Origin of the sequence: Psychrobacter immobilis (genome assembly GCF_904846185.1) — a bacterium.
In the GTDB taxonomy this organism is placed as follows: Bacteria; Pseudomonadota; Gammaproteobacteria; order Pseudomonadales; family Moraxellaceae; genus Psychrobacter; species Psychrobacter immobilis_B.
Window position 1 is genome coordinate 25011 of record NZ_CAJGZQ010000005.1, and the last position, 14786, is coordinate 39796.

The window sequence follows — 14786 nt, forward strand, 5'->3', positions numbered from 1 at the left end:
CTTTATAAATAAGAAAAACAAATCCTCTCACTCAGATTAAACCCTTTGAATCAGTGGCTGTCTACGGCAAATAATGCTATTATTGACGACCCCATTTAAAACGTATCAACATGGCTATCGAGGTCTTATTTACCTTTGAACATCCATATAAATAACGGATACACATCCTTTATTTTATCGATAGCTTATTGCTTTTGATCGTACTAGTAAGAGTCTTCTATGGCATTTGTACACCTTGGCATCCACAGCGAATATTCAATCACTGATTCTATCGTGCGTATCAAGCCGCTAGTGAAAGCTGCGGCGGCTGACCATCAGCGCGCGCTGGCATTGACCGATTTGTCCAATCTGTATGCCACGGTGAAGTTTTATCGTGCCTGCCTAGGTGCGGGTATCAAGCCCATTATCGGCAGTGAAGTCATCATGGAAAATGAAGACACACGGCTCACCCTACTCGCGATGGACAACGAGGGCTATCAAAACATCACTCGTATCGTATCACTTGGCTTTACCGAAGGGCGCGCCGACGATGCCAATCATGGTGTGCCAGTCGTCAAGCGCAGTCATATTCTAGCGCATGCGGCAGGCGTGATTGTTTTATTTACTGAAAAATCAGATGTCGGTCAGGCACTGGTTGGCTCGATGCCAGAAAAAGCCGATGAGCTGCTAATAGAATGGCAAGCGCAATTTGCTGATCGCTTATATTTTGCGATTAAGCGTACCAATCGCTCAGGTGAAGACGCCTTTATTAAAGCGGCTATTCACTCTGGTGCTAAGCATCATATTCCTATCATTGCTCATAATGATGTGCGGTTTTTAGAGCAGGATGATTTCGATGCTCACGAAGCGCGGGTTTGTATCGCAGGCTCCTACGTACTTGCCGACCAAAATCGCCCGCAGACTTATTCCGATGCGCAATATCTTAAAACCCAAGCGCAAATGCAGCAGCTATTTGCTGATATTCCGCAGGTTATCGACAATACTTTGCACTTAGCAAGCCGCTGTAATGTGACGTTGACGCTTGGTATCAATGTCCTGCCTGACTTTCCTGTGCCTGAAGGTGAGACGATTGAATCGTTTTTCCGTGCAGAATCAATCCGTGGGCTTAATAATCGACTAGATAAACTATTCCCGATCGAGAAACGTAGCGATAATTGGAGCGACTTTCGCCAAAGATATGATGACCGCTTAGAGTATGAGCTAAAGGTTATTCTTTCAATGGGCTTTCCTGGTTACTTCCTCATCGTCATGGACTTTATCCGCTGGGCAAAAGCCAATGGCGTACCAGTCGGTCCTGGTCGTGGTTCTGGTGCAGGCTCGCTCGTTGCTTATTCGCTCAATATTACCGACCTCGACCCTATTCATTACGACTTATTGTTTGAGCGCTTTTTAAACCCTGAGCGTGTGTCCATGCCCGATTTCGATATTGACTTCTGTATTGAAGGTCGCGACCGCGTTATTGATTATGTCGCGCAAACCTATGGTCGTGAAGCGGTCTCGCAAATCATTACCTTTGGTACGATGGCAGCAAAAGCGGTAGTTCGAGATGTGGCACGTGCACAAAGTAAATCCTACTTCCTTGCCAGTAAAATGTCGAAACTGATACCTAAAACACCGGGTATCACCCTCAGTCAAGCGCTTGAGCAAGAGCCGCAGCTCAAAGACTTAATCTCCAATCCTGATAACATGGATTATGAAGATGCCACTGAAGTGTGGGAGATGGCGATTAAGCTTGAAGGCATTTGCCGGAACGTGGGTAAACATGCTGGTGGCGTATTGATTGCGCCGCACAGAATCACAGATTTTAGCGCGATTTATTGTGATGATGAAGGTCACCGTGTCAGCCAATTTGATAAGGATGACGTTGAAGCCGTTGGGCTAGTAAAATTTGACTTTTTGGGTCTACGTAACTTGACGGTGATTGATGCTGCTGTCAGAAATATCAACCTGCGCCGTGCAAAAGAAGGCAAAGATGCGTTGGTGTTAGAAGACCTACCATTAGATGATAAAAAAGCCTACAAGCTCTTGCAAGATGCCAAGACCACTGCCGTTTTTCAGCTAGAAAGTATGGGCATGAAAAAGTATCTGGCGAAATTACAACCGACCAACATCGAAGATGTGATCGCCATGTGTGCGCTTTATCGTCCCGGTCCGCTCGATGCGGGCATGGTAGAGATGTATATCGACCGTAAGCACGGTCGCGAGGAAGTGATTTATGATCATCCCAATCTTGAGCCGATTTTAGAAAATACCAATGGCGTTATTGTTTATCAAGAACAGGTCATGCAAATCTCGCAGGTGATGGCAGGCTATAGCTTGGGCGGTGCAGATATGCTACGCCGAGCCATGGGTAAAAAGAAACCTGAAGAAATGGCTAAGCAGCGCGATATCTTTATTACTGGTGCAACAGAGCAAGGTATTGATGAAGCAACGTCAGGCGGCGTGTTTGACTTGATGGAGAAGTTTGCCGGTTACGGTTTTAACCGCTCACATTCCGCCGCTTATGGCGTGCTCGCTTATCAGACCGCTTATCTCAAACAATACTACCCTGCTGAATTTATGGCGGCGGTATTAACTTCCGATATGAACAACACCGATAACGTGGTGTTCTTTATCAATGATTGCCGTGAAAACTTTGATTTAACCGTGGTTAATCCATCCGTTAACCGTAGTGAATGGCATTTTGTTGCCGATACACCGACCAATATTATTTATGGCTTAGGTGCGATTAAAGGCGTTGGTGAAGGTGCGGTTGAGTCTATCGTTGATGCACGCCGCCGTGAAGGTCCGTTTAAAGATCTCTATGATTTTTGTCGCCGCGTTGATATTAAAAAGGTCAATAAACGCACTTTAGAGGGACTGATAAACGCGGGATGTTTTGATGACTTTGCAGCTACCCTGCGACCAGATTTACCAGCCGATGAAGCGTACGAGATTCGCGGCGCATTAATGAGCCAGCTGCCAAGTGCCGTACAAGCTGCTGAACAAGACCGTCAGAACCGTGAAATCGGCATGATGGATTTGTTTGGTGAAATGGATGGTGTCGTCGCCGCGCCGCCACTGGTTATGACGCCAGAGCTGATTTGGGGTGATAAACATCGTTTAAAAGCAGAAAAGAACACGTTAGGATTGTATTTGACGGGTCATCCAATCAATGAATACTTGGATGAGTTAAAACGCTATACCTCAGGCACTCGTCTCGATAAACTGACTGACACGGGCTATAACGGTAGCTGTTATTTCGCCGGATTGATTATTGATATTGCCAACTTTGGTAATCGCAATGTCATTATCTTAGATGACGGCACTTCAAGGCTGGAAGTAAGCTGCTATGCCGAGCGTTTCAATCGCGTTAAAGAACAGTTAAAAATTGATGAAGTCGTCATCATCAAAGGCAGCATTCGTGAGCGTGATGGGCGTTTATTTGCCCGTCTTGATAGTGCCATGAGCATGGTCGATGCGCGCCTAAGATGGATGAAAAAAATCAGTATTAAAATTCATGGCAGCGACATCAATCTGCTGACGCGACTGCAACCGTTACTCAAGTCTGCACAAGCCAGCATTATTCCGGCACCAAAACTCTCTCATGACAACGAGCAAGACGAGCAAAGTGGCAGCTTTAATGGCAATAGTGGCTACGATGCTGCGATGGGCGGAAGTTTATATGATGAAAATGGCAATGATTTATTGGCGCTAGAAAATGACATGAATCAAAATAGTGCTAATCAAAGTTATGCCAATAATGCTTTGAGCAATACCGACACCTCCATTAATGATAATTGTCTGCCACTGGGACTGAGCATTTATGAGGAATTTGGCATCGCTAACGTAGGGCTATCTGAGCACTGGCGCATCTACCCCAACGATGATAACTTACAGCAATTAAAGAATATGGTTAGTGAAGACAATTTGCATTTCCATTATAGCTAGGGTGTGTCCTCATTTTAAAAATGTTGATAAACATGAGATAAATTGCCGTCAAACAAGGAAGATATCGCCGTTAATATCGAGATATTGATAAGCTATTTGACGATGTTTAACAAAATTTAGCCATGTTTAGCCCATTTACAGAGTAATTGATTGAATTGAGGACACGCCCTAATACCTGAAGAACATTGACGTATTTATAACAAACCCTTTACCGCTTTAACTTTTAGAATTGGACATAAAACCATGGATGAAACCCCAAATAAAAATATGGCTCACCAAGCTGAAGAAATCATTAATCATGAGCAATTTGAAGACATGCGTGATTTGTTAGAAGAAGACTTTGCTGATTTGATACAAGTGTATATCACTGATAGTCAGCAGCGAGTAAGTGCGCTGCGAGTCGCTCAGCAAGAAAATGACAATGCCAATGGTTTTGAGGTTGCTCATGCGCTAAAAGGGGCCAGCGCCAACTTGGGCACGACCCAATTAATGAAGTTGAGCAGCCAGTTACAAGAGCGCTGCCGCGAGCGTCTTATCAGCGAGCAAGCGGCACTGATTGAAAATATCGCCGTCGCATTGCAACGCGCAGAACAAGAAATCAATCTAAGACTGGGGTTGTAATGAGTAATGATTCTACCCTTATATTAGCAGCATCTACTGTCAACCATACAGTGAGCGACTATTTGTCTTGTGTTCAAATCGTCATGATTAATACCACTTTGCCTGCCAATATTGGCTCAGCAGCGCGCGCGATGCACACAATGGGTTTGTCTCGTTTGACGGTTGTCGATCCTAAGTTACCAATTGATGAAACCAGTGTGTCTCATGCAGCAGGTGGCAGCGAGCTGCTATCATCAGCCATCATTGCACCTACTTTAGAATCTGCTATTGCGGATTGCCAGCTGGTATTTGCTGCCAGCAGTCGCAGTCGTCATTTGCCTCGCCCTGTCGTGACACCCACGCAAGCTGCTAAGATTATGTTTGATTTCATCGATAAACAGTCGGCGTCGAGCAAAGGCGATAGCAACGCTGATACCCTATCGGCTGCTACTACTAATAAACCAAATATCGCTATCCTATTTGGGCGTGAAGATCGTGGATTAACCAATGAAGAGTTGGCTTATGCCGATTATCATATCCAAATCGATGCCAACCCTGCTTATCCTGTACTCAATGTCGCGTCAGCCGTGCAAGTAATCGCTAGCTTTATTTTTGCCTACGCGCAATCACACACTCAGACAGCGGATAGTTTAGATACTGCTTTGAGTACTACTACTCAGCCAATGCTCGATGTACATTTACGTCAGCAATGGGATGAACCCGCCATTACCCAGCAGCAATTGCAACAGCTGACTCATCGCACAACTGAACTGATGGTTCAACGTGGTTTAGCCGATAGCGAAAACTTGAAGTCATTACCATCGCGGCTGTCACGACTGGGCTCACGCTTACAGCTTGATCAAAAAGAGTATCAGCTATTAAGCGCATTAATTGCCAAACTTGCAAAAGACTAAAACTTTTAATATGCAAGGTTTCCGGCATTGAGTTTCTATTGCATTAGCAGCCGTAGCATTTACAAATCCTATGATTTTAAAAATGATATGATTCAATAATAAAAAGGAATTGATGATGAATTGGAACGTTTATTTGTCTGGAGAAATACACACTGACTGGCGACAAAAAATCATGCAAGGCGCGAAAGACAAAGGTTTAGATATTACCTTTACCTCCGCAGTGACTGAACATGAAGCCAGTGACGCCGCTGGTGACGTACTCGGTAAAGAAGATAATGGGTTCTGGCGCGACCATCAGTCATCAAAGGTGAATGCGATTCGCACCAAAAACATGATTCAAAAGTGCGATATTGCTATCATTCGTTTTGGTGATAAATATAAGCAGTGGAACGCTGCCTTCGATGCCGGCTACTGCGCGGCTTTAGGCAAGCCGTATATTACCCTTCATGCTGAAGATATTATCCATCCGCTAAAAGAAGTCGATGCGGCGGCAATGGCTTGGGCGCAAACGCCAGAGCAAGTTGTTGATCTGCTAAAATATGTTGTCAGTGATAGCTAAATCATAAATAATTGCCTGTAGATAAATTGTCAATGACTGGCATTTTATCTATCAGCCGTCTATTTTTATTTATCGCTCATCGCTATATTTTGTGCTGCAAAGCTGCTATAACTAAATAGATTGTAATCAAAAATACGATAGGACAATTTATGTCATTGCCAACTGCCTTATTCAAATCACTTTCACGCATCAAAAAAGACCTAACAGAAGATATCGATGCGGTATTTAACCGTGATCCTGCTGCGCGTAATAGTCTGGAAGTCATCTTGACTTATCCTGGCATCCACGCGCTCGTCCTACATCGCGGTGCCCATTATCTTTGGAATCATGAACAAAAACTGGCGGCGCGAGTAATTTCTTATGGCTCACGCATCATCACAGGTATTGAGATACACCCTGCTGCCAAAATCGGTCGACGATTTTTTATTGATCATGGTATGGGTATCGTGATTGGCGAAACGGCAGAGATTGGCAATGATGTGACGCTTTATCACGGGGTCACGCTTGGCGGCGTCTCTTGGAATAATGGCAAGCGCCACCCTACTTTGGAAGATGGGGTTATCGTTGGTGCTGGTGCTAAAGTATTGGGACCATTTACTGTCGGTAAAGGCGCCAAAATTGGCTCAAATGCCGTCGTAGTAAAGGCAGTACCAGCAGGTGCGACTATGGTCGGCAGCGCAGCTCGGATGATATCAGACCATCATGATGAAAAGGGCAATCCAATTGTCAAAAAAGTCGATGATGCCAAGCAGCAAGAAAAAGTAGCGCAAGCTGCTTCTACAGATAATGGCATAGATAAAAAGGCAGTAGATAAAAAATCAATAGATGAAAAAGCCACCAATCATTTAGCACGCGAAAACGCGTTTCGGGCTTATGGCATCGACCCTATGTCACAAGACCCTGTCGCCGAAGCCTTTGCTAAAATGCTCGAACACATTCAGCAATCAGAAAATCGCTTAGATCAATTACAAGCAGCGATGTGCAAAATCGATCCTGACTTTTGTAAAAAAGAATATGACAAACTTTGCTTAGAGGATATCGATGTGATTGGTCGTGCTGATATGGATGAGATAGACACTGAGCAGAAGTAATCTTCTAGCTGTCGTCGATACTGAATAAAAAAGAGGCCAAATGGCTTCTTTTTACATTTTAATCAATTGATAAACAATGCTTTACTGACTAGCTATTTAACAGACAATATTTATAAAAAAGATGAGTCAGGCTGCGTCAAAAATGCTATTTCTTCACTACTCGAAACCCGTCCCAAAATATCATTACGATGCGGATAACGACCAAAACGATCGATAATCACTTTATGTCTAAGCTCAGCATCCACGGTATCTGCATTGGTATATTGCTTAAATAGCTGTTCCGCCTGCTGATGAATCAGTTTTGATTCGCTGTGCATATAAGGCATCAATAAAAACTTACGCTCATCCATCGTTTCAAGCGCCTCTAATGCACCGGCAGCAACCGCTTCTTGCGCGAGCGCGAGACTCATCGCATCTTGGGCAAAAGCTGCTGGCGTATCACGGTAAATATTGCGTGAAAATTGATCCAATATAATTATTTCTGCTAAACGCCCCTTTATGCTGCTACGCCATGTATAAAACTCTGCAGCCTTCGCTTGCTCAAGTATATCGCTGTATCGCTCTATTAATAATTGATCAAACGCTATGTCTTTCTCAAAAAACTTCTCACTACCCGCCTCTTTAAAACAGAAATTTAATATGTCGTTATACATCATTTCCTCACTACATTATTTAAAACAGTCAGCCAAAAGCATTATTCAAAGCTATCATTTAAAAACATCAAGTATTGACTTTTGGTTTCATAATCACTAAGGAGTATTTAGCGATTGTGTCCTATACTCTTTCATTATTCATAACTAAAAAAATAGGAAAACTCATGGCGCGTTTACAAGATAAAGTTATCATTATTACTGGTGCCGCTCAAGGCATGGGCGAGACTCATGTGCGTTTGTGTATGGCAGAAGGCGCTAAAGTCGTCTTGACCGACATCAACTCTGATAAAGGCAACGCATTAGCAAAAGAGCTTGGCGATAGCGCTCTATTTATTAAGCATGACGTTACTAGTGAAGAAGATTGGACGCAAGTTGTTACAGCCACCCAAGATAAATTTGGCAAAATTGATGTACTGGTTAATAATGCAGGTATCACTACGCACAAATCTATTTTAGATACCTCAGTAGAAGCGTATCGCAAGATTCTAGAGATTAACCAGGTGTCGGTCTTTTTAGGCATGAAAGCAGTCATTCCAACGATGAAAGCCGCCAAACAAGGTTCTATCATCAATATCTCATCAATTAATGGCTTGGTTGGCGGCGCTATCGGCTATACCGATTCTAAGTTTGCGGTACGCGGTATGACCAAAGCGGCAGCATTAGAGTGCGCCCCTCATGGCATTCGCGTGAACTCCATTCACCCCGGCGTTATTGCTACACCGATGATTATGCAAGGCGATACCAAAGATGCGGTTGAAGCATTTGCCAAAACTATTCCGATGAGACGTGTGGCACAGCCAGAAGAAGTCAGCGGCATGGTGTTATTTTTAGCGTCTGATGACTCAAGCTACTCGACGGGTTCAGAGTTTGTCGTTGATGGTGGTTTGACCGCACAGTAGGCGTAATAGTTAAAATTTTTAAATGTGATATAGGCTGGGCATTTTGCTCAGCTTTTATTTTGAGAGGTTTTAAGCAAAACACTAGGGCGTGTCCTCAATAACTTTTACTTATTTAGAATAGCATCTAGGCTGCTTCATGTGACCTTTTAAAAAATGACCTTTAATCAACTCCTCTACCCCTGCTCTTTCATGCGCTTTGAATGGGTAACGATCTGCCATTACAATCCAATTAGACTCTTCAAATTCCTTATTACTGCTTAGGCTATTTTTATCAGAAACAACTTCTATTAATAGCTTTTCTATCAATAGCTTTTCTATCAATAGAATATCGATATCCATCGTAACTTTTTTTATTGGCGTCTGAGCTTCTGTTAGACGCTGTCTATGACAGTCACCTTCAAGATCTTTGAAAACCTGCTGTAACTGTTGCAGTGTTACAGGTTTTGTTAAACGTAAATAGACACACTGATTGGTATAATCGGGCTTTGGTTGCGCTTTGGTCGATGTAAAGTCAGGATTTTCAAACGCAGTAGATAACTGTATTTCCCCTAGCGCCGCTAGATCCTTTCGGACAAGCGGCAGATAATGTTTAGCTTGATAATTACTACCTAAAGCCAATAATACTGCCGTCACAGATTGTGTTTGCAACTGTTCAGGCGTCTGCTTTTTTAGAGTCTCAAGACTCAAATCAGCCAAATTTTTATGCATATTATGCATCATCGTCCTTGCTTACAACTGGCTTATCTTCGATGACCGTTGCATAACGCGTGATTTGAACCCCAACCGCATCGGCTTGCTTTATAGCAGTGGGCTTAGCAATGCTTAAAGTGATTTTATGACAGCTATATTTTGCAAGCAACTTATCAGCGATTTGCCCCGCTAAATGCTCTAGCAACTGCGCTTTAATCGCTTGGCACCACGCGCTCACATCATCGCAAACCGCTTTATAATTCAGCGCATCATTGACATCATCTGAGATAGCCGCACGGCTGATATCTGTTTCAAGTGCTATATCAATCAGCAGCGGCTGCGTGATTGCGCGCTCCCACGCGTAAACACCGATGACTGCTTCTACTGTTAAGCCTTTAACGAATACTACATCAGATTCGGTATGAAACATGCTCTCATCCTTGTTTGCTAAATTTTAATTAGATTTTGAACTCAGGTTTTTTAATTGGTTTTCTGCAACGCCTCTTCACGCAAACGCGCGGCTTTTAGCGCTTTACTAGGTCGATGACGCCATAAGTCAATGCTAAATAATAACAGACCAAACCAAATCAGACCAAACACTGCAAGACGCTGTAAATCAAATGGCTCGTTATAATAGAACACCGCTAAGAAGAAGATAAAGGTCGGCGTCAGATAATTCATAAAACTTAAAATGCTATAAGCAACGAGCTTGGTAGATTTATTAAACAATAATAGCGGTATCAAGGTAATCGGCCCTGCGATCATTAGTAGCCAAATATTGGGACTAAACCAAAAACTCAATTGACTACTGACCACATCTGATTGCCAGAACCACCATAAGCAAATCGGCACCAACATCGTTGTTTCGACAAACATGGCATCGACAGCCGTCAAAGGCGTCTGCCGTTGAATGGTGCCATAAGTACTAAAACTAAAGGCTAAAATCAGTGATATCCATGGCAAGCTACCAATCATAACTACTTGAATGACCACGGATAATAAGGCGAAACCGATGGCAACCCATTGCAGCGTACGTAAGCGCTCTTTGAATAAAATCATCGATAGTGCAACGCCCACCAATGGTCCGATAAAATAACCCAAACTGGCTTCGAGAATGCGGTCGTGATTGACGGCCCATACATAAGTGAGCCAGTTGGTGGCAATAATCAAACCCGATATAAATGAGAACGCGATCCATCTCGGGTTTTTCTTTAAGGTATCGATCCACTGCCAGCGCTTGGTGACTACCAACACGATAAGCAAGCAAGCAAACGTCCAAATAATACGGTGACCGATAATCTCGGTCGCATCGTAGGCGGCCAATTGTTTAAAATATAATGGAAACCCACCCCAGATAAAAAAGGCAATGAGTGCGGTGATGATGCCACGTCTGGTTGTCTTAATGGGCGTAACTGGTTTTTTGATGACGTTTTGGGTGGTCATAGTACAGTACAACTTTTTAGAGCAAAGCGCACTCTTGCCCCATATTAATTTCTATATCAATTCAATGGCAAAAGCGCAGGGTCACTACAGATAGGATACAAGTTAAAAAGCAATGCGCTCATGCCAATATAGGCATCAACACATTGCTAACGATAACAACTTTAAAAACAACATTTACATCAAGGCTAATGAGCAACTTTTTAGACTTTATTGAATGCTGTAGCCAGCATTTTACAATTCAGTACTTTAAAGCTCAGTGTTGCAAAAGCCAATAACACTATTCAGCAAGTTAATATAGTTTGTGGTATTAAACCGCAGCATTATCAACTTTAATAGACATTCCAATGTGATTGGCAAGCTCTGCAAATCCTGGGAAACTGGTATTGACGGTCTCAACGCCTTCAATAGTAATTTGCTTGGATGCACGTAAGCTGGCAATGGCAAAACTCATGGCAATGCGATGATCATGGTGCGAGGTAATGTGACCGCCACCAAAGACAGGCTGGCTATTATTGATATTGCTATTTTGACCCTCAATGCCTTTACCTTCGATGATTAGCCCATCTTCCGTCACGGTACAATCAATACCCAGTGTTTGTAATCCTTCTGCCATGACTGCAATACGATCAGACTCTTTTACACGCAGCTCTTTGGCACCAGTCAACACCGTACGACCTTGCGCACAGCTGGCAGCAATGAACAATACTGGGAATTCGTCAATCGCTAATGGCACTAAATGCTCTGGGATTTCAATACCTTTTAGGCTTGAGCTACGAATAGTGATATCTGCGACTGGTTCGCCGCCGACATGTGTCTCATTACTTAAGCTGATATCTGCTTGCATTAATTTTAAGATATCGATAATGCCCGTGCGTGTCGGATTAATACCTACTTGCGTCAAGGTCAGCTCGCTATTTTGGCTGATCGCAGCAGCGACCATAAAAAATGCCGCAGAGGATATATCAGCAGGGACAGCGATATCACCACCTGTGAGTTGTCCGCCACCTGCTACACTGATGCGGTTGCCATCAACCGTTACTGGATAACCAAAAGCTGAAAGCATACGCTCGGTATGGTCACGACTGACTTCCGGTTGGGTAACGGTTGTGGTGCCTTCTGCCCAAAGTCCAGCCAGCAACAAGCAGGATTTAATCTGCGCAGAAGCCACAGGCATCTCATAATCGATACCTTGTAATGGCTTACCAATAGTCGCTCGACCAGTGATACTAAGTGGCGCCGTACCACTATGACCCGTACTTTGAATGACTGCACCCATCTCGCGTAAAGGTGCGGCTACACGCTCCATTGGGCGTTTATTTAGGCTGGTATCGCCTGTCAACACGCTGTCAAATGATTGCGCCGCCAAAATACCAGCCAGCAGGCGCATGCTAGTACCTGAGTTGCCCATATACAATGGTGTTTTACTCGGTTTCAGACCGTTCATACCCACGCCATGAATGGTCAATTTGCCGTTATCAGGCCCTTCAATGGTCACGCCCATATCACGGAATGCTTGCAAGGTGGCAAGCGCATCTTCCCCTTCCAAAAATCCAGTGACATTGGTCACGCCTGTCGCAAGGCTGCCCAGCATAATGCTGCGATGCGAGATAGACTTGTCACCAGGAATGGCAATAGTGCCCAATACAGTATTGCTAGGAGTAATATTATAAGAAGCTGACATGGCAGAAGTATCCGTATAAGGGGTGCTGGCTAACATATGGCCAAAATGTCGCCGTGCGGCTTGCGCGCGGCCCAAAAGTCCCATCAGGGCGGTTGAATCTTTATCGATGATGAGCTGACGCATGGTCTGTAGGTAAACGCCATACTCATCAAGGGCGCTAACAATCGCGCTTTCGTTGGCAAAAAATATATCATGCCACATTTTAGGGTCACTGGCAGCGATACGGCTAAAGTCACGAAAGCCGCCCGCTGCATAGCGAAACATATCTAAATTATCATCATGGCTTGCCAGCTGCTCAACCAAATTGAAGGCAAGCAGATGTGGCAGATGACTGGTGTGCGCCAATATGCGATCGTGGTGTTCCGCATCCATTGACATAACGTTTGCACCTACCGCTTCCCATAACTGCCGCAGCTTAGCAATGGCGCTATTATGGGTCGTTGGTAGCTCGCAGATAATGACACTATGATTAACAAACAATGTCGCACGTCTGGCATGATATCCTGAATTCTCTGCACCCGCAATTGGATGTGCAGGCACCAATCCTGTCGGTAGCGAGCCGAACACCGCTTGAGCCGCATCAATGATATTGACCTTGGTGCTACAAACATCAGTAATGATGCAATCAGTGGCAAGTTGTCCATTATCCATCGCTGCTTTGATATCAATAAATACGGCTTGCACCGCTTGTACTGGTACGGCGATAACAATCAAATCACTACCAAACACTACTTCACTTAAGACAGCACTACCAGCGTCTAATAAGCCGTGCTGAATGGCTTCGTCGATGCTTGGTGTATGTCTATCAACCGCCACTAAGCGCTCACTTAGACCATTGTCTTTAATGGCTTGGGCAAGGCTCGCACCGATAAGCCCTAAACCAATCACACAAATCTGTTTAAATAACGGCGGCTGAGTATTCATAGACTGCATATTATTGTTTTGATTGCTTATGTTTTGATTGCTTATGTTTTGATTGCTTATGTTTTGATTGCTTATGTTTTGATTGCTTATGTTTTGATTGCTTATATTGTTTTGCTGGCGACTCACGGCTTTTCTCGTTAAACAAACTAGCGTCAGAATGACTAAAACAAGCCGACGCTAGTGTCATGAAAATGATTAATAAATTATTTACTTATCCAAAACGACCTAACATACTTCTGATCAATTATCAGTCAAGATTGAGCGCAGTGTATCAATCAGGCGCATATTTTCTTCTGCTACCCCTACTGTGATACGCAGCCAATGAGGTAAGCCATAGCCCTCTAATGGACGGACGATAACACCCTGCTCTAGCAATGCTTGATGAATAGAAGCAGCGGTGATGTCTTCCATCTCAACGGCTATTTCCACCATAATAAAGTTAGCATGTGACTTAATGAAACCCAACCCTAATGCGTCAAACTGCTTTTCTAACCAGCGCATTTGCTCATCATTCATCAGACGAGTTTTTTCAATAAAGTCTGAGTCAGCAAGTGCCGCCGCCGCCGCCGCTAAAGCCACTCTACTCACGTTAAATGGTTGACGGATTCGGTTGAGTAAGTCCGCGACAGCCACTGAGCTAAGCGCATAACCGACACGTAAACCCGCCAGTCCATAAGCTTTGGAAAAAGTGCGCACGATAACGACATTATCAAATTCATCTAACAACGCCCGATTATTACTCTCAGGGCTATATTCAATATACGCCTCATCTAATACCACCAATACCGAGCTTGGTATACTAGCCATAAATGCTCGTAACTCTTGAGGTTCAAGCTGTGTGCCAGTTGGATTATTAGGATTGGCGATAAAGACTATTTTAGTATTGGGGTTGTCTTGAACCGCTTGACTCATCGCTTTTAAATCATGCCCAAAGCGATGGGCAGGCACTTCTATACCTGTCGCCCCTTGTATTTTAGCCAACATCGGATAAACGATAAAGGCATATTGACTGTAAACGATAGCATCGTCAGCACCAGCAAAACTACGCGCTAAAATATCAAGCAAATCGTCAGAGCCATTACCCAAAGTAATCTGCTCCACACTGACATCATTGAAGTCAGCCAGCGCTTGTTTTAGATAGTAACCGTTGCCATCAGGATAACGTGCCAACTGACCCAATTGCTCAGTAATCGCTAGCGTGACGTGCGGTGAGCAGCCTCTTGGGTTTTCATTACTGGCAAGTTTTACCACATCTGAGACGCCATACTCACGCGTCAACTCTTCAATCGGCTTGCCCGTTTGATAAGGCACTAGCTCTAAAATACTATCGTAGGCAGGCACAAGCGGTGATAAATTTGACTCTACTGAATGAGATGACGGCATGATTTATCCTTAGATATGA

At 43.9% G+C, this 14786-nt stretch carries 12 protein-coding genes; 6 read left to right on the top strand and 6 right to left on the bottom strand.

The features are described 5' to 3' along the window. Positions 1-219 precede the first annotated feature (219 nt). From dnaE to cysE, 5 genes are all read left to right on the top strand, one after another. On the top strand, positions 220-3930 hold the full coding sequence (dnaE, locus tag JMW94_RS03710) for a DNA polymerase III subunit alpha (protein WP_201501333.1): 3711 nt from the start codon (positions 220-222) through the stop codon (positions 3928-3930). A gap of 243 nt (positions 3931-4173) precedes the next feature. Next, the gene (locus JMW94_RS03715) at positions 4174-4551 is read left to right on the top strand and encodes an Hpt domain-containing protein (protein ID WP_201601411.1); all 378 of its coding nucleotides are present in this window, start codon (positions 4174-4176) and stop codon (positions 4549-4551) included. Next, entirely contained in the window at positions 4551-5444 is an 894-nt protein-coding gene (locus tag JMW94_RS03720) for an RNA methyltransferase (RefSeq protein ID WP_201501334.1), read from the top strand. Before JMW94_RS03715 ends, JMW94_RS03720 begins: the two co-directional genes overlap by 1 nt. 115 nt (positions 5445-5559) lie before the next feature. Beyond that, positions 5560-6003, top strand: a complete 444-nt coding sequence (locus tag JMW94_RS03725; RefSeq protein WP_045455487.1) for a YtoQ family protein — start codon at positions 5560-5562, stop codon at positions 6001-6003. Between the two features lie 188 nt (positions 6004-6191). Then, entirely contained in the window at positions 6192-7094 is a 903-nt protein-coding gene (gene cysE, locus JMW94_RS03730) for a serine O-acetyltransferase (protein WP_372815325.1), read from the top strand. 110 nt (positions 7095-7204) lie between these two features. Here cysE and JMW94_RS03735 read toward each other — a convergent pair whose 3' ends face one another. After that, positions 7205-7750, bottom strand: coding sequence for a DUF924 family protein (locus JMW94_RS03735; protein ID WP_201501336.1), 546 nt, complete (start codon positions 7748-7750; stop codon positions 7205-7207). Positions 7751-7911: 161 nt separating this feature from the next. Here JMW94_RS03735 and JMW94_RS03740 point away from each other — a divergent pair, with 161 nt between their 5' ends. Beyond that, positions 7912-8646 carry a glucose 1-dehydrogenase gene (locus JMW94_RS03740; RefSeq protein WP_045455480.1) on the top strand — a complete coding sequence of 245 codons (735 nt, stop codon included), beginning with the start codon at positions 7912-7914 and terminating at the stop codon, positions 8644-8646. 108 nt (positions 8647-8754) lie between these two features. Here the strand turns inward: JMW94_RS03740 and JMW94_RS03745 are convergent, their stop codons facing one another. The 5 genes from JMW94_RS03745 to hisC form a co-directional block, all read right to left on the bottom strand. Next, on the bottom strand, positions 8755-9366 hold the full coding sequence (locus tag JMW94_RS03745; protein WP_227679045.1) for a 2-amino-4-hydroxy-6-hydroxymethyldihydropteridine diphosphokinase: 612 nt from the start codon (positions 9364-9366) through the stop codon (positions 8755-8757). Further along, positions 9356-9766 (bottom strand): dihydroneopterin aldolase, encoded by a 411-nt coding sequence (gene folB / locus JMW94_RS03750; RefSeq protein WP_045455477.1) that lies wholly within the window; start codon positions 9764-9766, stop codon positions 9356-9358. Before folB ends, JMW94_RS03745 begins: the two co-directional genes overlap by 11 nt. A 50-nt stretch (positions 9767-9816) precedes the next feature. Beyond that, on the bottom strand, positions 9817-10779 hold the full coding sequence (rarD, locus tag JMW94_RS03755; protein ID WP_045455474.1) for an EamA family transporter RarD: 963 nt from the start codon (positions 10777-10779) through the stop codon (positions 9817-9819). A 307-nt stretch (positions 10780-11086) separates the two neighbouring features. Continuing rightward, positions 11087-13393 carry a bifunctional prephenate dehydrogenase/3-phosphoshikimate 1-carboxyvinyltransferase gene (locus JMW94_RS03760; RefSeq protein ID WP_372815324.1) on the bottom strand — a complete coding sequence of 769 codons (2307 nt, stop codon included), beginning with the start codon at positions 13391-13393 and terminating at the stop codon, positions 11087-11089. 231 nt (positions 13394-13624) lie between these two features. After that, a complete protein-coding gene (gene hisC / locus JMW94_RS03765) occupies positions 13625-14767 on the bottom strand; it encodes a histidinol-phosphate transaminase (RefSeq protein ID WP_087815303.1) in 1143 nt (380 codons plus the stop codon). Positions 14768-14786 lie beyond the last annotated feature (19 nt).